Genomic DNA, 20,008 nt, shown 5'->3' on the forward strand with positions numbered 1-20,008 from the left:
CCGCCCGCCCGCACCTTCAGCAACTCCTCCCGCCACTCCTCCGCCGGGTAGCGGCCGTAGTGGAACTCGCCCATCACGGGGAACCACGGCCTGCCTGCCCGGCTCAGATGCCGCGAGTTGACCGTGATCGCGTCGGGCCCGTGGGGGAGATCGCCGAGCCGCAGATGGCCCTCCATCGGCGGAGGGATCCGGCCCGGTACGCTCAGTCGCCGCACAGCTGCACCTTTCCAATAGGTCGCACAATGAGCTGCACAGTACTATGAATGGGTCAATAAATACTACTAGTGACCTCGTCTACCGACACGGCGGGCCGGTGGGGCGGATCCGGTCATGCCGCGGCAGGCCGCCGCTCTGCCGGGCGCGTCATTCTGCCGCGTGACCTGCGACGGGAAGTTTTCGCCTTCGCCTTTATGGTCGCCGCATCGAGCCCGCTCATTTTTGGGCGCCACGAAAACAAATCCGATTGCAGGTAGCCGTGGCCGCGCGGGGCGGGATTTGAATGGCGAGTCTACTGGTGTCACGGTCCGATACGGCCCTCACCAGGGGAGATGAGGGCGTAAGAAATCTCACTGCGAAAAAGTGATATGCCCAACGGGTGCTAATGGTCGGGCCTGGCCACTTGCCGGTGTGGATTGACAGTCATTGCGGGGGAAATCTAATCTCTGCGGCGGTAAGAGTGCTTTCCTGGACGAGGGGGCACGCCGAAATTCCGGATAGGATGCCCCAACCATGAGCCATGCGGACGCCGGCGAGCGTGACCTCGTCAGGGCCGCGCAACGCGGCGACCGGCAGGCGCGGGACATGCTCGTGCGCAGGTGCCTGCCGCTGGTCTACGGCATCGTCGGCCGCGCGTTGAGCGGGCTGCCCGAGGTCGATGACGTCGTCCAGGAGACCATGCTGCGGGTGGTGCGCGACCTGCCCGCGCTGCGCGGTCCGGAGAGCTTCCGGGCGTGGGTGAGCGCGATCGCCGTCCATCAGGTCGGTACGCACCGGCAGCGGGCCGGCGAAGCCCTGGGGCACACCGGCGCGCTGGCCGGCACGCCGCAGCCGGGCGCCGACTTCGAGGAGCTGGCCATCCTGCGGCTCCGGCTGTCCGGCCAGCGCCGCGAGGTGGCGCGGGCCGGCCGCTGGCTGGACGACGAGGACCGGGTCGTGCTGTCGCTGTGGTGGCAGGAGGCCGCCGGCGAGCTGAGCCGGGACGAGGTCGCCGCCGCGCTGGGCGTCACCGTGGCGTACGCGGGGGTGCGCGTCCAGCGGATGCGGAACCAGCTGGAGATCGGGCGGTCCGTGGTGGCGGCCCTGGCGGCGGGGGAGTGCCGGGAGCTGGGCCGGGTGACGACCGGCTGGGACGGCCGGCCGACCCGGCGGTGTCGGAGCTGGTCGGCACCGGCGGGCCGCGCACCGCGCCGGGCGGCGACCCGGCGGTGTCGGAGCTGGTCGACACCCGCGGGCCGCACACTGCGCCGGGCGGCGATGCCGGGCGCGGCGCGAAAGCCGCGACGGGCGATGACCGGGGCAGCGCCGCGGCTCAGGACGGTGGGACGAGCGCCCGGGTGGCGCGGACGGTGCGGGAGAACCCCGTGACCGCCGTCGTCACCGCGATCGTCGTGGTCGCCGGCGGCGGCGTGGCGTATACGAGCCTGCCGGACCGGCCGCGGCAGATCGCGCAGACCGCGGCGGCTCCCGCCGGCGTACCGGCCGCGGCCACGCCCAGCACCCCCCGAGCGAAGACCCCCACGAAACGCCAGGCGAGGAAGCGAGCCGCCCCGGAAGCCGATCCCGCCAAGTCACCGGCCGGATGCGGCGCGGGGCTCGCCAAGGTCTGGGCGAGCTGGCCGATGCCGAACCCGGCCAGGACCGGCCTACCGAACCCGGCGAGCCACACCGACCTCGGCGACGGCACCGTACGCGACAACGTCACCTGCCTCGTCTGGCAGCGCGCCCCCGCGCCGAAGACCTACACCTTCACGGCGGCGAAGGCGTACTGCACCGGGCTGCGGCTGGCAGCTGCCCAGCCGGATCGAGCTGACCTCCATCATCGACACCACCCGCGCCAACCCGGCGATCGACCAGAAGGCGTTCCCCGGCACGCCGCCCCGGTTCTTCTGGACGTCCTCACCCTGGGCGTACGCGAAGGAGCCGCCGCGCGCCTGGATCATCAACTTCTACGAGGGCCTGGCCAGTAACGGCGCGTTCCAGTCGGGCCAGTACAACGTCCGCTGCGTCCGTGCGGCATCCGGCACCGGCAGACCCCGCTACCGGATCGCCGCCGGACAGGTCACCGACCCCGCCACCGGCCTGACCTGGCAGCGCGCCACCGCGCCGGAGGCCAGGTCGGCCCGGGCCGCCACCGCCTACTGCGCGGATCTGCGGCTGGGCGGGCACTCCTGGCGGCTGCCCAGCGTGAAGGAGCTGGCCACCACGGTCGACGAGTCCCGCGGCGGCCCGGCCATCGACACCTCGGCCTTCCCCGGCACTGAGCCCGAAGGCTGGTACTGGTCCTCGTCCACGGCCGCCGCGGACCCCCGAGCCCGCTGGAAGCTCAGCTACGACGACGGATACACGAGCTACCGCGACGTGGCCACCGGCCACGTCCGCTGCGTCCGCTGACCCGGTTCGCACCTCCCCGCCGCAGAAGCACGTCCGCTTCGCCATGCGGTCAGGCGACCCACCCCCGAACAAGGAGAACCCATGTACGTCACGCGTGCCCTGCGTAGGGGCGCCGCCATCGCCACCGCGGTCCTGGCGGCCAGTACGGCGCTGGTCGCCCTGCCCGTCGCTTCGACGGCCGCGACAGCCCGCCCGATGGAGAATCTCGGCCGCGGCGTCGTGGCCGTGCGCTCCGGCGGCAAGGATGTCCTGATCACCTGGCGGCTGCTGGGCCTGGACCCGGACGTACTGGCCTTCAACGTCTACCGCTCCACCGCCGGCGGCGCCTACGCCAAGCTCACCCCCGAACCCCTGACCGGCGGCACCAACTTCACCGACTCCACCGCCGACCTGACCAGGGCCAACAGCTACCACGTCCGCCCGGTGCTCGACGGCGCGGAGCAGGAGCCGAGCGACCCCTTCACCCTGACCGCGAACCACGCCGTCGAGCCCGCCGTCCGCGTCCCGCTGCGCAAGGGCGGCGCGGTGAAGTTCCTCTGGGCAGGCGACCTGGACGGCGACGGCGCCTACGACTACGTCATCGACCGCCAGACCAAGCCGCAGACCATCGAGGCCTACCGCGGCGACGGCACCTTCCTGTGGTCGATGAACATGGGCCCCAACAGCATGAATTAGAACAACATCGAGGGCGGCTCGGCCACCGTCGATGTCGGCCACTGGGACGGCGTGACCGTCTACGACCTCGACAGCGACGGCCGCGCCGAGGTCGCCGTCCGCGTCGCCAACGGCGTCACCTTCGGCGACGGCAGCAAGTACACCGCCGCCAAGGACGACGCGCACCAGGCCATCGCCATCCTCGACGGCCGGACCGGCGCGCCCAGGGCCACCGCCCCGGTGCCGGACGACTACGTCGCCGACGGTCCGATGTACGCCCGCTTCGGCGTCGGCTACCTCGACGGCTCCACGCCGAGCCTGGTCGCGTACATGAAGAACCGCATCGGCCGCGGCGGCTTCAACCTCATGTTCACCGCCTGGAAGTTCGACGGCGACACGCTGGGGAACCAGTGGAAGTGGCTGCGCGGCAAGGGCGGCGGCGCCGACGGCCACAACACCCGCATCATCGACGTGGACGGCGATGGCAAGGACGAGATCGCCGAGATCGGGTTCCTGCTCAACGGCAACGGCAAGCTCCGCTACAGCCTGGCCGACGAGGGCATCGGCCACGGCGACCGCTTCCACATCGCCGAGATGGACCCCCGCCGCCCCGGCCTGCAGGGCTACGGCGTGCAGCAGGACAACCCCAGCGGCCTGCGCGAGTACTACTACAACGCCCGCACCGGCGTCATCCTCTGGCAGCACACCGCGGCAGGCACCGCCGACGTCGGGCGCGGCATGGCCGGCGACATCGACCCGCGCTTCCCCGGCATGGAGGTGTGGTCGTTCTCCGGCGTCCACAACGCCCGCAAGAACAAGCTCACCCAGCCGGACCCCTCACTGAGCCCCTGGCCGCAGCTCGGCCTGTGGTGGGACGGCGACCTGACCCTGGAGCTGCTCAACGACGGCAAGATCGAGAAGTGGAACCCGGCCGATCCCTCCACGTCGAAGGGCACGCCCCGGCTGCAGACCCTCTGGAAGTACGGTGCGGTCAACTCCGGCACCGCCAACCCCGCCTTCGTCGGCGACATCCTCGGTGACTGGCGGGAGGAGGCCGTCTACACCGACGCCGCGCACGACGAGCTGATCATCTTCACCACGAACCAGCCGACCGCCACCCGGCTGTACACCCTCGCCCACAACCCCGCCTACCGCAACAGCATGACCCTCAAGGGATACCTGCAGTCCCACCACGTCGACTACTTCCTCGGCGCGGGCATGAGCAAGCCGCCCCGGCCGGACATCACCTACGCGGGCGGCTGAGCCCGGCGGCGTGCGGGCCGACCCCGAGCAGGTGCGCGGGGGCGCATGTGGTTGCATGTTCCCCCGCCGCCACGTCGCATTCCGCAGCCGATCGCAGCGGCGAGAAAGGACACACCCGCAGTGAAGTCCCCGTCCCACGTCTCCGTGCTGATCGACGGCGCCCACCCGGTCCGCTCCGTCGTCCGGCTGCTCGCCCGCCGGCCCGGCCGCATGGCAACCGCGTTAGTGGCGTTCGCGCTGAAGGAGATCCCGCTCTGGTTCCTCCCGGTCATCACCGCCGCGATCATCGACGTCGTCGCCGATCGCGGGTCGGTGACCGCCGTCCTGTGGTGGTTCGCGCTCGCGGGCGTCCTGCTGCTGCAGAACTATCCGAACCACATTCTCTACACGCGCAACTTCATGACGGTCGTCCGCGACATAGGCGCCGACCTGCGCAACGCTCTCGCCGCGCGGCTGCAGAGCCTGTCGATCGGCTACCACACCCGCCTGAGCTCGTCGATCGTCCAGAGCAAGGTCGTGCGCGACGTCGAGAACGTGGAGCTCATGCTCCAGCAGGTGACCCATCCGCTGCTGTCGGCGACCATGGTCCTCATCGGCGCGGTCTCGATGACGGCGATCGCCGTGCCGCAGTTCCTTCCCGTGTACGCGCTCACCGTGCCGATCGCGCTCGTGCTGCGGACCGTGCTCGGCCGGCGTTCGCGCCATCGGAACGAGGCTCTGCGCCGCGAGATGGAGGGGCTCGCCGCCCGGGTCGGCGAGATGGCGTCGCTGATCCCGGTCACGCGCGCGCACGGCCTTGAGGAGACCGCGGTCACCCGCGTCGCCTACGGCGCCGACGGCGTCCGCCGGGCCGGGCTGCATCTGGACATGCTCAACGGACACGTCGCATCCGTGTCGTGGGTGACGATGCAGTTGCTGGGAGTCGGCTGCCTGGTGCTGGCCGCGGTGTTCTCCCTGACCGGCCTGCTCCCCATCACCGCGGGCGAGGTGGTCCTGCTGTCGAGCTACTTCGCGCTGCTCACGCAAGGGCTCACCCAGCTGCTCTTCCTCATCCCGGTCGCGGCGCGCGGCGTGGAGTCGATCCGGTCGATCGCCGAGGTCATCCAGGAGCCGGATCTGGAGCAGAACGAGGGCAAGCGGGTCGTCGGCGCGGTGGACGGCGCGATCCGGCTGGAGCACGCGGCGCACCGCTACCCCGGAGCGGACGAGGACGCCCTGCACGCCATCGATCTCGACATCCCCTCGGGGGCGACCGTCGCGTTCGTCGGCTCGTCGGGCTCGGGCAAGTCGACGTTGCTCAATCTGGTGCTCGGCTTCGTGCGCCCCACCGGTGGCCGCATCCTGCTCGACGGCGCCGACCTCCAGGAGCTCGACCTGCGTACGGTGCGCCGCTTCGTCTCGGTCGTGCCGCAGGAGTCCGTGCTGTTCGAGGGGACGATCCGCGAGAACGTCGCCTACGGGTTGCCGGAGGTCTCCGACGAGCGGATCGCTCAGGCACTGCGCGACGCGAACGCCTGGTCGTTCGTCCAGGAGCAGCCGGACGGCTGGGACACGGTCGTCGGGGAGCGGGGCGCGCGCCTGTCCGGCGGGCAGCGGCAGCGGCTCGCGATCGCCCGCGCGATCGTCCGCGATCCGCGGATCCTGCTGCTGGACGAGGCGACCTCCGCGCTGGATTCGGAGTCCGAGGAGCTCGTCAAGGACGCGCTCGCCCGCCTCATGCGGGGACGGACGACCCTCGTCGTCGCGCACCGGCTGTCGACGGTGCGGCAGGCCGACCGGATCGTCGTGCTCGACGGCGGCCGGGTCGTCGAGCAGGGAACGCATGACGAGCTGCTGACCGCCGGCGGCCGGTACGCCCAGCTCCACCTCACGCAGGTCGGGCTCGCCTGACGGCAGATCCCGGCCTGCCGCTCCATGCCGGTCGGCTGCTCAGAAGACGAGAGCCACCTTTCCGGTCAGCCGGCCGCGCAGGAAGCGTTCGTGTGCCTTCCGCACGTCTCGCAGGCTGTATTCGGAATCGACGCGTACTTTCACCTGGCCCGCGTCCACGATCTGGGCCAGTTCGGCGAGCCCCGAGGCGTCCTCGCGTACCTGGTTGACCGTCGTGCTGACCGCTCGGCGGGACAGGTCCGGCACGGGGCCGGCCTGGGTGGCGATGGAGGCGTAGCGGCCCCGGTCGGCGACGGTGTCAGTGACGAAGGCGCCGAAGGTGTCGAAGACGGCGTCATAGGCGGCTGCGGGGAGTGCGGCGCGATCGGTGGTGGCCCATTCGGCCCCGAGCTCCTTGACCACCTCGAGCTGGGCCGGCTTGGAGACCAGCGCGTCCACCCGGGCGCCGCGGGCCCGGGCGAGCTGTACGGCCAACCCGCCCACGGCACCGGCCGCTCCCGCCACCAGCAGCCGTTGTCCCGCGCGGACGTCCAGCCAGTCCAGCGTCTGCAGGGCGGTGAGCCCGGGCAGCGGCAGCGTCGCCGCCTCCACCAGGCTGATCGCCAAGGGGGCGACGGCAAGGGCGCCGGCCGGCATGGCGACGAGGTCGGCCCAGGTTCCCCGTCCGGTGCCGAGCTGGTGGGACATCCCGAAGACCCGTTCCCCCACGGGCAGGGCGCTGGTGCGGCTGCCGACCACGATGCCCGCCAGCTCCCAGCCCAGGATCATCGGCAGGGGCGGGGTGCCCGCTCCGATGGCCCCTTCGCGGGTCTTGTCGTCGACGGGGTTGATGGCGGAGGCGACAACGCGTACCAGGACCTCGCCGTCCAGCGGGCGAGGCGCCGGTGCCTCGGCGAGGGTCAGGACGCCGGGGTCGCCGAAATGTTCGATCCGCACGATGCGCATGCTCAACTCCCTTGGTGTTCGATCGGCATCCAACAATAGGGGAGGTCTCCTCGCGCCCTGCCTCGGGGCTGCCGCGCGGGAGATCGGCCGGCCGGCGTGGGTGGTCAGCTCAGGTCCAGGGCGACCTCCAGGCGCAGGTAGGCGTCGATCCAGGTCCGCTCGACCGCCTCTTCGGAGTCGTGGGCCCGCGCCGCCGCGAAGGTGGTGACGGCCTGCGCGACCCGGTGCAGCCCGAGCACGCTCAGCCGCCGGGCCGCGGCGGCGAGCCGGGTGTCGTAGGTGGGCGGCAGGCGGGACAGGCCGTGATGGGCCGCTTCGGCGAGCAGGCTTCGGGCGTCGGCCAGAGCCGCGGTCAGCGGCTCTGGCCGGTCGTCCCCGGCGACCACGAGCCGGCCGCCGCCACCGGCGGGCCGCAGGTCGGGGACGATCATGCGGGCGCCGGCCGCCAGGCCGAGCGGATCGACGACGACACCGCCCGCCGTCCGGCCGACCACGCCGCTGACGAAACGCAGCTCGCCCTCCTCTCCGGCGAGCACGGCGGCCAGCGAGTCGAGGCGTCCGGGGGCCTCGGCGGTGTGCGTGGCCGTGACGGTGGCGGTGTTGCCCGCCCGGTCGACGATGACGGCGTCGAGACGCTGGTCTCCGGGGGCGTAGGTGACGGCCCGCACCCCGGCGACGGCGATGACCCGTACCAGCTCCGCCTCGACCCGGGGGCGGACGGGCCTGAGCGGCAGGGCGTCGAGTTCGCGGCCGAGCGCGGCGAGGTCGGTCACCACCAGCGACGGCGGCAGCGCGCCCCAGTCGCCCCGCGACGGGCTGACCGTCGTCCTGGAGATCCGCCCGGTGGACAGCCGCACCGTGCGGCTGGCGCTGCGGACGGCGGACTCCGTGACCAGGGTGCCGGTGGCCAGGGCGGACAGCGTGGACGTGGCGATCCGCCGCCGCGCCAGCGCCGCCCCGTCGTCGTCGCCGTCCCACTGGCGGCGCAGGACCAGGACCATGGCGTTGTCGCCGTGGGCCAGGTAGACCTCGGCGATCCGCTGGTCGCCGAGAGCGCGGATCCGGCAGCCGAGGCTCTCCAGCCGGGCCCGGCGCAGCGGGGTCTCGGCGGCCTCGGCGGTGCCGAGCACGCTGCTGCGCAGGGTGGCGCCGGGCCGCGTCACCGCCCGGTGCCGGGCGTGCAGCTCGGTGATGTGGCCGGCGAGCAGCTCGGGACGGTAGCCGGCGCTGCGGTCCCGGTAGGAGTCCAGCTGCCCGGCGAGGTCGCCGACGGCCAGCAGCGGCCAGCGCGACCCGGCGGCGTCCAGGTGGCGCCGCACGTCGGCGACGGTGGCCGCAAGCCCCTGGCCGAGCTGCGCCGCGCCCTCGCGCAACACCGTGCCGGCCAGCGCCAGGGCCGGCTCCAGCCCGGACCCGGTGGCGGCCGCCGCCTGGCCGCCGACGTCGACCCGCACCTCGGGGACGCCGGGGTGCAGCTCGTCGGCCGCCCTGAACGCCCACACCGCCAGGGCGATGACGTCGTCGCGGCTGCCGGCGACGGCGTCGGTGTGGACGAACCCGAGGTCGCCGGGGACGAGGAAGCGTACGGTCGCGGTGGCGAGCTCGACCTGCGGCACCGGGTCGGCGGCGGTCGCGCGGCGGACCCGCGCGGTGAACCCGGCCCTCTCCGTACGGCGGGCGGCGGCCATCAGGCGGGCGCCGAGGCGCGCGGTGAGCTCGTCGTCGCTCACCTGCCCCGGCGACCAGGACAGGGCCTCCGGACCGGCCTCGGCGCGCGGCGCCCCCGAATCGCCGTCGGGGGATTGCGCCGCCAGGCCGCCGCCGGGGGAGAGTGCGGCTGAGCCGCCGTCCGGGGACAGCCCCGCCGAGCCATCGCCGTCAGGAGGCACTGCTGCCGGGCCGCCGTCGAGGGACAGGGCTCCCAGGCCGGATGCGGGGGACAGGGCTTCCGGGCCGGGTTCCGGAGACAGGTGCCGGGTCTCTGCCGACTGGCGCTGGTAGGCGAGGATCACCCCGATCACGTGCCGGCAGACGCCGGTGGCGCCACAGGTGCAGCGGGCCACGTCGAGGCCGCCGGGCGGCAGGCTGGTGGCCGGCCCGCCGGGGAAGTCGCCGTGCACGGTGCCGTCGGCGTCGGTACGCAGCTCCGGCCCGGCCTCCTTGCCCGCGCGCTTGACCAGGCCCCGGTTGGTGAGCGCGGCGAGGGAGTCGGTCGTGAGGCCGAGGAGGTCCGTTCTCATCGGCCCACGTGCTCCGCCACGAACGACGCCAGCTCGCCGGGCGTCATCGCGCCCACGTACGCTCCGGCATCGGCCAGCCGCTGCGCCAGCTCCCGGTCGAAGGCGGGATTGGCCTGCTCGTCCAGGGCGGCCAGCCCCAGCACCTTGCTGCCCTGCGCCACCAGGTCGCGCACGACGCGCACCAGCCGGTGCGGATCGCCGCCCTCGTAGAAGTCGGAGATCAGCACCACGATCGCCCGGCGCGGCTGGTCCACCAGCCCCGCCCCGTACGCCGCCGCGCGGGCGATGTCGGTGCCGCCGCCGAGCTGGACCTTCATCAGCAGCTCCACCGGATCGTCCACGTCGGAGGTCAGGTCGACCACCTCGGTGTCGAAGGCGACCAGGTGGGTGCGCACGCCGGGCAACCCCCACAGGCAGGCCGCGGTGACCGCCGAGTGGATCACTGATTCGACCATCGACCCGGACTGGTCGACGAGCAGGATCACCTGCCACTGCTCCAGGTGGCGGCGGGTGCGGGAGAAGAAGTACGGGGTCTCGATCACCACCTTGCCGGTGCCGGGCTGGTAGCGGCCGAGGTTGGCGCGCAGGGTCCTGACCATGTCGAAATTGCGCGCCAGCCGCATCCGGCTGGACCGCCGCACCTTGGTGCCGGTGAACGCGCTGCGGACCTCGGTGGCGAGCTTGTCCATGAGCTCCCGGACCACCTGCTCCACGATGCGCCTGGCCAGCCGCAGCACCTGCGGGTTCATCAGGTGCTTGGTCCGCAGCACCGCCTTGAGCAGCGCGGGGTTGGGCTCGACGCGCGCCAGCACCGCCGGGTCGGTCACCACGTCGTCGATCTCGTAGCGCTCGATCGCGTCCCGTTGCAGCCGTTCGACGGTCTCCTTGGGGAAGAGCCGGGTGATGTCGTCGAGCCAGTCGAAGGTGGTCAGCGTCGACTCGCCCGTCCCGCCCTGCCGCCGTACACCGCGCCGGCGCTGGTCCTCGTCGCGGCCGTAGAGCCAGTCCAGGGCCGCGTCGCGGGCGGCGGCCTCCGCGTCGAGCTCCAGCCCGCCGAGGCAGGCGCCGCCCGGCTCGCCGAGCAGCAGCCGCCATCGTTCGAGGGTGGGGTCGGTCATGACGTGATCAGTCCTTCCCTGCGCAGGGCCGCGTCGACCCGCTCGTCCAGTGCCATACCGGCGGCCACCAGCTCCGGTGCCGCCTCCAGCCGCATCAGGTCCCACCCCGACCCGCCGCCGGAGCGCCGCTCGACCAGGCGGGTGGCGATGAGGTGCCGTTCGCGGGGCGGGAAGAAGCCGAACGCCTGGCGCAGCGCGGGCAGGGCCACCAGGAAGTCGTCATCGGTCATCCCCGCGACCAGCTCGTCGAGCAGCTCCAGCAGGCCGGCGGTGTGCAGCACCTCCTCGCGGGCGAGCGCGAACAACCCGGTCAGCCAGTCACCGGCCGTCGCCGGGACGAACGCGCCGCGCAGCGCCCTGGCGGGGTCGGCGGCGGCCGTGCCACGCAGTGACCAGCCCAGGCCCAGCGCCGCTCCGCGCAGGTCGGGTGGCGCCTCCTGACCGGCGGCGATCCGGTCGGCGACGCCCAGCGCCGCCTCCACGTCCAGCCCGAGCGACGGGCCGGCGTGCCTGAGGGCGTCGCGGACGGCGGTCACGGTGCCGACGCGCTGGAGGTCGGCCGGCGCGGGACCGCCGTGCACGCCTTCGGCCAGCCACAGCGCCCGGCTGGTCGCGGCCTCGACGACCGTGGCCAGGGTGGTGCTGCCGCTGGTGCGGAACAGATCGTCGTGACGCCACATCGCCAGGGCGACCGTGAGGGTGCGGCCCAGCGCTCCCAGATCGGCCGCCGCGCCGACGGCCCGCGCCAGGTCGTGCAGCACCTGTCCGGTCAGCTCGCCGATGCCGCACAGCGCCGCGTCGAACAGCACGTCGGCCAGCTGGTCGAGGTCCGCGCCGGTGATCCGCTCGGCGAGCGCGGCGGCCGCCGCCTCCTGCGGGTCCACGCCGTACCCGCCCGCCTCGATCAGCGCGGGCAGCCGGTCATCCGACTCGGTCAGCACCCACTGCTCGGCCAGGTCCGTGCCGCCGGCCAGGCGGGGTCCCGAGGTGCGCCGCACGCCGGGGATCTCCAGCACGCGCAGCCGGTGCAGGAACCGGCTGCGCTCGCGGCCGGCTTCCGTGCCGAGGTCGAGCCGTTCCGTACCCGGATCGCCCAGGGCCGCGAGCACCGCGTGGACCAGCGGCGGCAACGGGGTCGAGGGATGCAGGCGGCCCACCCGGTCACCGCTGAGGGCCGCGATCATCTCCACGATCACCGGATGGTTGCCGGCCTGCAGCGCGCCGCGGGTCGCCCAGGGCAGCGGTGCCTCGATCGCCTCGCTGACCAGCGCGCCCGCCAGGCCGTCCAGCACATCGACCCGGGCGGGATGCGGATGGCCGCGCATCAGCGCGAGCCCGTCCGCAGTGGCCCTGGCGGCGATCAGGTCCGCGGTGGAGACCGGCTGGCGCCGGGCGCGCAGCCGGGCCGTCACCGCCTCGGTGAGCGCGCGGGCGGCGTCGGCGGGACCGGACTCCCACAGGCGCTGGTAGTAGCCCGGCGACGGCATGCCCGACTGGTAGCCGTCGAAGGCGTCCAGCCGCCGGAACGAGTACGGCACCAGGTAGCTGCCGACGACCGCGTCCGAGGGGGGCCGCGGCACTTCCGGCCGGCTCCGGTCGCCCCGCTCGGCCAGCCGGACCAGCGCGGGCCGGTGGAAGCCGCCGGTGACCACGACCACCGGCCTGCCGCCCGCGTCGTCGGCGGCGGCCCGGATCCACTGCGCCATGTACGCCTCGCGGGCCAGGTCGTCCTGCCCGGCCTCGGTGTCGCCGCGCACCAGGTCGAAGTACGCGGCCAGCCGTTCGGCCAGCCCGTCGGCCGGCTCGATCTCGAACAGGTGGTCCCACAACGCGTCCACGTTGTCCACGGCGAAGGCACGGCACAGCCGTGCGGTCACCTCGCCGTAGCGGGCCTCGGCGTCGGCGTACCGGTTGCGGACGCCGGACAGCGCGGGATGCCAGGCGGGCAGGTCGATGAAGCGCAGCTCGGCGCCGACCTCGCGGCCCGCGGCCAGCGCCGTCCACTCCGGGGAGTAGTCGCACAGCGGCGTCCACGAGCCGTGCCGTCGCCGCGCGTCGCGGTAGCTGGTGTAGACCGCGATCGGCAGCTCATGGCCCAGCAGGAGCTCGTCCATCCTGTCGTTCATGTCCGCCGGGCCCTCGACCAGCACGTACGCGGGCCGTACGGAAGCGATGGTGTCGGCGACCAGCCGGGCGCAGGCGGGGCTGTGGTGCCGGACGCCGAGGAACGTGATCGCCATCGTCAGCCCGGCAGGAGGTGACGGGCCTCGTACAGGGCCTTCCACTGGTCGCCGTGCCGCCTGCGCTCCAGATACCTGCGCAGCTTCGCCAGGTCCTCCGGGTTGTCCTTGGCCGCCGTGCCGGCCAGACAGGAGGCCAGGTCGGCGGCGGTGCCGGCCTCGCCGCGCAGGAACCAGCCGCGCAGCCCCACGGCATGCGCGACCGAGACGGCCTCGGCGGTGCTCATCACCCCCGACAGCCGGTCGGTGGCGTCACCGCGCGCGGTCTGCCCCTCGCGCAGCTCCCGGAACGCGGTGACCAGCACCTCCAGCACGTCACGCCGGGGCGGCGTGCCGACGCCCGAGCGCTTCAGCAGGGCGGTGGCCTCGGCCTCCACCAGCCGCAGCTCGGTGTCGAAGTCGGCGATCGGGAAGACCGTCTCGAAGTTGAAGCGGCGCTTGAGCGCGGCGCTCATCTCGTTGACGCCGCGGTCGCGGGTGTTCGCGGTGGCGATGACGGTGAACCCCTCCTTGGCGTACACCATCGACTCGGGGCCGGACAGCTCCGGTACGGCGAGCACCCGGTCCGACAGCGGCGACAGCAGGCAGTCCTGCACCTCCAGCGGGCACCGGGTGATCTCCTCGAAGCGCACCACCTTGCCCTCGGCCATGCCGCGCAGCAGCGGAGCGGCCACCAGCGACCGGGCGGACGGGCCTTCGGCGACCAGCAGCGCGTAGTTCCACGAATATTTGATCTGGTCTTCGGTGGTGGCCGCCCCGCCCTGGACCGTGAGCGTCGAGGTGCCGCTCACCGCCGCCGCGAGCAGCTCCGACAGCAGGGACTTCGCCGTGCCGGGCTCGCCCACCAGCATCAGCCCGCGGTTGGTGGCGAGCGTCACGAGGGATCGGTCGATCAGGGACGGATCGCCGACGAACTTGCGGCCGATGCCGAGCTGGTCGTCCCCGAGGATGAAGCGGCGGGCGGCCCGCAGGCTCAGCGCCCAGCCGGGCGGCCGGTCGTCGGTGTCGTCCGCCCGCAGCCGGGCCAGCTCGCCGGCGTAGCGGATCTCGGCCGGTGGCCGCTGCACGTCCTCGTTCATCGGGTGATCTCCCGCAGGTCGCGCAGGATCTCGGAGGCGGTGACCGGGTCGAGGCCGTCGAGGTCGACGCCCACCAGGGTCTGCTCGTCGGCGAAGTCGAGATAACCCACCGAGATGCCGGGATCGAGGCCGACCGTGACGGTCCGGCCGCCGGGCACGTCCCGCTCGATCCAGCCCTGCCAGCCGGCGTCCTGCGGCGAGCCCCGCCGCCAGCCGCGGCGTTCGAGGCCGATCACCGCACGGGTGGGGACCTTGGCGGCGCCGATCTCGGCCAGCAACGCCTCGTCCGGGACGTAGGTCTCCCGGCCCAGCTGCGGGAACGGCTGCAGGATCTCGTAGTCGGCGAACACCCCGGCCCAGGCGGGCAGCTCCTCCCGCAGCTCCAGCGGGTGCACGACCCCGACGACGGCCTCGTCGGGCAACGCCAGCGCGTCGTCCTCGACGTCGGCGAAGCTGCGATCCTCGGCCACGCGCAGGGCTCCCGTGAGCCGGCCGCCGGAGTCGTAGAGCCCCCACACCAGCCGCCGCACGATGTGCCAGAGCAGCGGATGGCCGACGAGCAGCCGCTCGAACTCCGCACCGCTCCAGCGGCGCCGGGTTACCATGGCCTGCTCCAGCCGGCGGATGTTGTCGGCGGCCACGGCGCGCACGTCCTTCTTCAGCCCGCTGAAGCGCCGGTAGGCGGCCGGTGCGAGCTCCGGGTCGTCGTTCGCCCCCGGCTTGGGGAGGCTCTTGAGCCGCTTGCCCGCGGCGTCGGCCACGTACGGCTTGAGCTGCTCGTCGAAGCCGACGACGAACTGCCTGCGGCCGTAGTCGAGGGTCAGGCTGCCCTCGGCGGACAGCCCGAAGTCCGGCACGAGCCGGTCGGCCAGCTCCTGCGGTGTCAGGCCGAGCTCCGCGGCGACCTCGGCCATCTTCTGCCTGGCCCGGTTCTTGAGCCCGGTGAACTTGACCTTCTCGGCGATGCCGTGCAGGTGCATCAGCGCGACCTCGGAGCCGATCCCGGCCAGCAGGTCGAGACCCGCGACCGCCCGCGCGTGCCCGCCCTCGCCCGGCCAGATCCTGATCAACGGCGTCAGCCGCCGTACGGTCTCGTCGTCGCCGAGCAGCCCCAGCGCGTCCATCACCCAGCTCTCCTTGGACGGGAAACCGGCCGCCTGCCAGGCTTGGAACAGCGCCCAGCCGAAGTCCGCCAGGCTGCGGCCGTCACATGCCTCCTTGACCGGCGCGAGGCCGGCGTAGGGGGTGCCGGGCCGGGAGATCGCCAGCATCGTCAGCACGTGGCGGACCGCCTCGGGCGGCAGCGCGCCCGCGTCACCGCGCAGGTGGATCGGGGTCAGGAGCGCGACCTGCGTCCACTCGGGCAGGACGGGCATCCTGGCGGGCAGCGCGCCGAGCGGGCCGTCCGAGAGCAGGTCGGCGATCGCCGCCTCGACGACAGGTCCGTGGGCCGCGGCGGCCTTCGCCACGGCCTCACCGCAGCCGCCCGCGGCCAGCGCCGTCAACGCCTGCTCGGCCTGTCGCCGGGGCCCGCCGGGCTTGCCCAGAGCCGCCGGGATCAGGGCGCCGGCGGCCGTCTCGGGGTGGCGCGACAGCCACGCCAGCGCGGTGGCCCGCACCGACTTCAGCCGGGACAGCCACTCGGCCATCAGCACGGCGATCTCCGGGGCGGCGAACGGGAGCAGCGCGGGAGCGATCGCGGCGGGCTGGCGCCGGGCGAGCTCCAGCGCCAGGGGGAGCGCCGCCAGCTCGAACCGGGCGAGCACCAGCGGCATCCAGTCGGAGACTCCCCAGTGGTCGTCCGGGTGCCACCTCCCGAGCAGCGGTCTGGCCAGTTCCTCGGGGCCGGAGACGAACAGGGCGATCTCGTTGTACAGGTAGTCCCCCTTGCCACCGGCGATCCCGCGGGCGATCTGCTCCCACGTCTGGTTGTAGGACCGACCCCAGTGATCGTGCCCCGCCCGGCGGGAATGCCAGTTGTCCCGCTCGCCCGGTGCCCACACCAGGGCCGGCTCGCCGGCGCACGCCAGGCCGGTCACCACGACGGGCTTGCGGGTCGTCCGCGGGCGGGTCCAGGGCGGGCTGACCAGCACCTCGGGCAGGGCGTCGAGCGGCGCGGTGGCGACGGGCCCGGCGGTCGCGACCGTGTTGATCCGCTCGGCGGAGGCGTCGTCGACGCTCGCGGCCACCTCGGCCACCAGGCCGGGATGGGCCAGGACGTGGGCGCGCAGCAGCAGGTCCACGCCCTTGCCGCTGGAGGCGGCCAGCATCCGCATCGCCCGGCGGGGGAAGCGGGCCGCCGCGTGGAGCAGGGCCGGCTGGACGTACTTGCGCTCGATCCGGTCGAGGAGCGCCCGCATCGCCACGTCGGCCGGCAGCTCGGCGAGCATGCCCAGCAGCCGCCGATGGCTGTCGGCGTCGTGGTGCGTGTCGAGCCATCCGGCCAGCACCGGCACGGCGGCCTCGGCACCCATGCCGTCGACGACCGTGGCGGGAAGGGCGAGGGCGTTCATCATGGAGAAGTGCCACAGGTGGCCCGCGATGAGCGCCGCCTGCTCCGGCGTGCTGAGCGCGGCGACCAGCGCGGGCGCGAGCCCCGGATTGACGCGGCTCGTCTCGGCGCAGTCGTCCGCGACCCAGCCGGCCTCGGTCGGGGCCAGGTAGGAGGCCGACACGCGGTGGTGCAGCCCGCCCGCACGGCTCGCCGCCAGGGCCGCGACGGCCTCGGCGTACTCGGCGTCCGGCGCGGCCACGAGGGCGGTGCGGACCCGCGTGGCCAGCTCCATCCGGCTCCACCAGTGGCTGGAGGAGTCGCCGTCCGCCGGCCGGCGGATCGCCAGCGTGCCTCCGTCCTGGATCGTGCACTCCAGCGAGGCCAGCTCGGTGGCGGCCACCGCCGCGAACGCCGGGCCGCGCTCGGCCAGCCAGACCTCGGCGAACAGGGGCAGCCACGCCCTCTCCTCCCAGCTCATGGACGCGGACACCACGCAGGCGACCGCCGCGGCGCCCAGCGGCGTGGCGGTGGCCTCCCCCGCCAGGTACGCCGCGCCCGCGGAGGCGATCTCCGGGTCCTGCGTCCTCGCCAGCGAGTCGGCGATCATCTGCCGGCGCCCGTCCACCTTCGCGGCGAGCTCCTTGGGAGCGCCCGGGTCCGGAGACTTCACGGTGACCTTCACCCCGCCCCGCCGCGGATGCAGCGCGCGCAGCCAGGCGGACGGCATCGCCAGCCGGTCCTCGTTCGCGACGCCGTCGTCCGCCGCGGCGGCCGTACCGCTCTGACGCACGTCCGAGAACTTCGCCGAACCGTCGCCGGCACCGGCCGGCAGCCGATCTGCGCTCATGCGGATCCCTCCACGCTGTTTGTGTGAGGCAGGGCCCGTCGTTCGAGCGGCGGCGTTACCGCGCCATCGCCGGTCGGCACCTCGTCCTCGTGATCTTCAGCGGTGAGTATCGCGCGCGGCACCGACAAATCGGCCGCGTCGCCGGCGGCCGCACCGGTGACCGGGCTCCTATCCGTCCTTGAGCAGGTCGCCGACGGCCGTCAGCATGCGCAGGCCGGCTTGGCGGCGCGGCCGGGGCATGGCCTCCAGCGCCGAGACGATCCGGACCAGCTCGGCATAGGCGCCGTCGCCCGTGAGCGCCTGACGGGCGGCACGGTGGCGGCGCACGACGTGCAGCGCGACCACGGCCTGGTAGGCGAACAGGCCCAGCAGCCGCAGGTCGTCGAACGTCCGCCGGTCGTCGTGGACCGGGTCGAGCACCTCCAGCACGCCGCTGACCTCGCCGTCGTACAGGAGGGGGGCGGCCAGGATGGCGCGCGGCACGTATCCGGCGCGGCCGGCGGCCCCGGAGGCGAGCGCCGGGGCGGCCGGCACGTCCCGCACCGCGACCGGCTCGCCGGCGGCCAGCACCCAGCCGGCGATCCCGGCCTCGGCGGACGTCCTGCGGCCCAGGATCGCCTCCTGCCCCTCGCCCGCGACGGCCTCGAAGACCAGCTCCTTGCCCGTCGCGTCCAGCAGGAGCACCGAGCCGGCCGCCGCGGCGAAGATGGCGCGGGCCGCCTCCACCACCGACTGCAGCAGGAGCCGTTCCTCGCGGGCCGGGCCCGGCACGGCCTGCGCCGCCAGGGTCGCCCACCGTCCGTCGTGGCTCATCCGTGGCTCCTGACGTTCGACGATGACAGGTAGAGGGCGGTCTTGACCTGGAAGGGCGTCAGCCCGGGATGCTTGCCGCGGATGAGGGCGCAGCGCGCCGCGACGTGGGGGGTGGCGAAGCTGTTGCCGCTGCAGCGCCGGTGCCCGCCGCCCGGCGTGGCCACCGGCACGTTCATGCCGCAGGCGAAGAACTCCACCGGCGGGCTGGGGTTGTACAGGATGAGGTCCGGCTCGGGCTCGCGGTGGCTGCCGACGGAGACCACCGAGGCGAAGCGCCACGGGTAGCTCTCGACGGGCAGGTTGTGGGCGGCGGCGACGATCAGCGTGTTCCTGAAGTACGCCTCGTCGGCCAGCTCGCGCAGCGCCGGCACGAAGTCCCGCTGGGTGGTGGACAGGCTGAGGTTGATCACGTCGAAATCCTGGGCGACCGCCCAGCGCAGCCCCGCGACCAGCACCTCCGCGCGCCCGTGCAGCGCGCCGAGCACCCGCATGCCGACCAGCTCGCAGCCCGGGGCGAGCCGCCTGATGACGCTGGCGCAGGCGGTGCCGTGCCCCGAACGGTCGCCCTGCTCGTCGGGCACGGCCCGCAGCCCGTCCCCGTCGGCGACCATGGCGTAGGCGCCGCTGACCGGGCCCACGTCCGCGTGGCCGCCGTCGATCCCGCTGTCCACGACGCAGACCCGCACCCCGGCGCCGGTCGCGCCGCCGTAGGCCCACTCGTCGAAGGACTGCGCCGGCCAGTCGGAAGGCACCTCCAGCTCGGCGGGATCGACCTCACCGGCGTGCCACGACAAACGCGGCCCGCCCAGCTGGTCGTTCACCGGCTCGCTCACCCGGTTCACCGGCTCGCCAAGCGGGCCCGCGCACCGGCCGGCGGGTGGCATACGAGGCAGTGCATCGGCTGTCCTCCCAGGTGACCGGACCGCGCCGGTGGCGCGGTCCGGTCGGTTCGGATCCTCGTCAGTGAATGATCACGCCGACGTGGTGGCCGGGCTGCTCGACGAGGTGCGCCGCCACCTCAGTGGCGGCGTCCAGACGGTCCTTCACCGAGGTGAGGACCCGCACCTCGGTCTGGGTGAGCGAGGCGAAGATGGCCTGCTGCTCCTCGGGGATCTCCGCCAGGGAGACTCCCGCGTCCTGCAGCGCTGTCAGGGCGTCATACTGCGACATTGCCATTCCTTTCTCTCTACGTACCAGAGGTTTCCGCCGATGAACGGTTTCGACGGCGGGTGTGACGCGGCCGAGGCGCCTTCGATCGGGATGAGCATCGCGATCTCGTCGCTCGGTGGTTCCGCGATCACGTCTGTGGCTCCTGGCTCCGCCAGGAGGGGGCCATCCCGCTTCACTCAGGAGGAACCGGGTGGCGGCCGTCGCCCGCGTGGGCGACTGCCTCGGGCCGCGCCGGAGCCGGCGCGCGCAGGGCCATGAGACCGAGGCCGAGCAGCGCCAGCGCGGTCCCCGCCGCGGTGAAGACGGCACCCACGCCGAGGTGCACGGCCAGCAGGGCGCCCAGGGGCGGCGCGGCCAGCTGCACGACGGTGGGGCCGGCGTTGGCCGTGGCGGACACGCGCCCGACGAGCTCGTCGGGGGTCGCGGTCTGCAGCACGTACGGGAAAGCGATCATGAAGCCGGCCGACGACAGGCCGGTCAGGGCGCCGACGGCGACCAGCAGCACCGCCCACGGCCGGGCCCCGGTCAGCAGGAGCAGCCCCAGCGACGCCACCGCCACGCCGATCCCGGCCTGACCGAGACCCATCAGCGTGAGCGGCCGCACGGCGTCGCCGACCCGCCCGACCAGCAGCGCCCCAGGCTCCA

General features: G+C 73.6%; 16 protein-coding genes. 5 read left to right on the forward strand and 11 right to left on the reverse strand.

The window, feature by feature from the left end:
• Positions 1-215: hypothetical protein (locus tag ETD85_RS45950; protein WP_138696158.1), on the reverse strand; the 215-nt coding region annotated here is incomplete at its 3' end.
• A 514-nt stretch (positions 216-729) separates the two neighbouring features.
• On the opposite strand from ETD85_RS45950, the gene ETD85_RS45955 reads away from it, so the two are divergent.
• From ETD85_RS45955 to ETD85_RS45975, 5 genes are all read left to right on the forward strand, one after another.
• Positions 730-1,584 carry an RNA polymerase sigma factor gene (locus ETD85_RS45955; protein WP_138696159.1) on the forward strand — a complete coding sequence of 285 codons (855 nt, stop codon included), beginning with the start codon at positions 730-732 and terminating at the stop codon, positions 1,582-1,584.
• 453 nt (positions 1,585-2,037) lie between these two features.
• Complete coding sequence (locus ETD85_RS67725) at positions 2,038-2,610, forward strand: Lcl C-terminal domain-containing protein (protein WP_379507819.1); 573 nt, start codon at positions 2,038-2,040, stop codon at positions 2,608-2,610.
• Between the two features lie 81 nt (positions 2,611-2,691).
• Positions 2,692-3,285 (forward strand): rhamnogalacturonan endolyase family protein, encoded by a 594-nt coding sequence (locus ETD85_RS65095; RefSeq protein WP_206059294.1) that lies wholly within the window; start codon positions 2,692-2,694, stop codon positions 3,283-3,285.
• Positions 3,286-3,291: 6 nt separating this feature from the next.
• Positions 3,292-4,527 carry a rhamnogalacturonan lyase family protein gene (locus ETD85_RS65100; RefSeq protein WP_338087238.1) on the forward strand — a complete coding sequence of 412 codons (1,236 nt, stop codon included), beginning with the start codon at positions 3,292-3,294 and terminating at the stop codon, positions 4,525-4,527.
• 120 nt (positions 4,528-4,647) lie between these two features.
• A complete protein-coding gene (locus tag ETD85_RS45975; protein WP_206059296.1) occupies positions 4,648-6,417 on the forward strand; it encodes an ABC transporter ATP-binding protein in 1,770 nt (589 codons plus the stop codon).
• 39 nt (positions 6,418-6,456) lie between these two features.
• Here the strand turns inward: ETD85_RS45975 and ETD85_RS45980 are convergent, their stop codons facing one another.
• From ETD85_RS45980 to ETD85_RS46025, 10 genes are all read right to left on the reverse strand, one after another.
• A complete protein-coding gene (locus ETD85_RS45980) occupies positions 6,457-7,362 on the reverse strand; it encodes an NADP-dependent oxidoreductase (RefSeq protein WP_138696162.1) in 906 nt (301 codons plus the stop codon).
• A gap of 104 nt (positions 7,363-7,466) precedes the next feature.
• Complete coding sequence (locus ETD85_RS45985; protein WP_138696163.1) at positions 7,467-9,602, reverse strand: hypothetical protein; 2,136 nt, start codon at positions 9,600-9,602, stop codon at positions 7,467-7,469.
• Positions 9,599-10,720 carry a VWA domain-containing protein gene (locus ETD85_RS45990; protein ID WP_138696164.1) on the reverse strand — a complete coding sequence of 374 codons (1,122 nt, stop codon included), beginning with the start codon at positions 10,718-10,720 and terminating at the stop codon, positions 9,599-9,601. The genes ETD85_RS45985 and ETD85_RS45990 overlap by 4 nt, the downstream gene beginning before the upstream one ends.
• Positions 10,717-12,960 carry a DUF5682 family protein gene (locus ETD85_RS45995; RefSeq protein WP_138696165.1) on the reverse strand — a complete coding sequence of 748 codons (2,244 nt, stop codon included), beginning with the start codon at positions 12,958-12,960 and terminating at the stop codon, positions 10,717-10,719. Before ETD85_RS45995 ends, ETD85_RS45990 begins: the two co-directional genes overlap by 4 nt.
• A 2-nt stretch (positions 12,961-12,962) precedes the next feature.
• Positions 12,963-14,039, reverse strand: a complete 1,077-nt coding sequence (locus ETD85_RS46000) for an ATP-binding protein (protein ID WP_138696166.1) — start codon at positions 14,037-14,039, stop codon at positions 12,963-12,965.
• A complete protein-coding gene (locus ETD85_RS46005) occupies positions 14,036-17,380 on the reverse strand; it encodes a DUF4132 domain-containing protein (protein WP_138696167.1) in 3,345 nt (1,114 codons plus the stop codon). Before ETD85_RS46005 ends, ETD85_RS46000 begins: the two co-directional genes overlap by 4 nt.
• A 168-nt stretch (positions 17,381-17,548) precedes the next feature.
• Complete coding sequence (locus ETD85_RS46010) at positions 17,549-18,193, reverse strand: GAF domain-containing protein (RefSeq protein WP_138696168.1); 645 nt, start codon at positions 18,191-18,193, stop codon at positions 17,549-17,551.
• Positions 18,190-19,026, reverse strand: a complete 837-nt coding sequence (locus ETD85_RS46015) for a S8 family serine peptidase (RefSeq protein ID WP_206059297.1) — start codon at positions 19,024-19,026, stop codon at positions 18,190-18,192. Before ETD85_RS46015 ends, ETD85_RS46010 begins: the two co-directional genes overlap by 4 nt.
• Before the next feature lie 127 nt (positions 19,027-19,153).
• On the reverse strand, positions 19,154-19,363 hold the full coding sequence (locus tag ETD85_RS46020) for an aroma-sacti cluster domain-containing protein (RefSeq protein ID WP_138696170.1): 210 nt from the start codon (positions 19,361-19,363) through the stop codon (positions 19,154-19,156).
• Positions 19,364-19,535: 172 nt separating this feature from the next.
• A partial coding sequence (locus ETD85_RS46025; RefSeq protein WP_138696171.1) for an MFS transporter occupies positions 19,536-20,008 on the reverse strand: 473 nt, incomplete at its 5' end.

The organism is Nonomuraea zeae, from assembly GCF_005889725.1.
GTDB classification, from domain to species: Bacteria; Actinomycetota; Actinomycetes; order Streptosporangiales; family Streptosporangiaceae; genus Nonomuraea; species Nonomuraea zeae.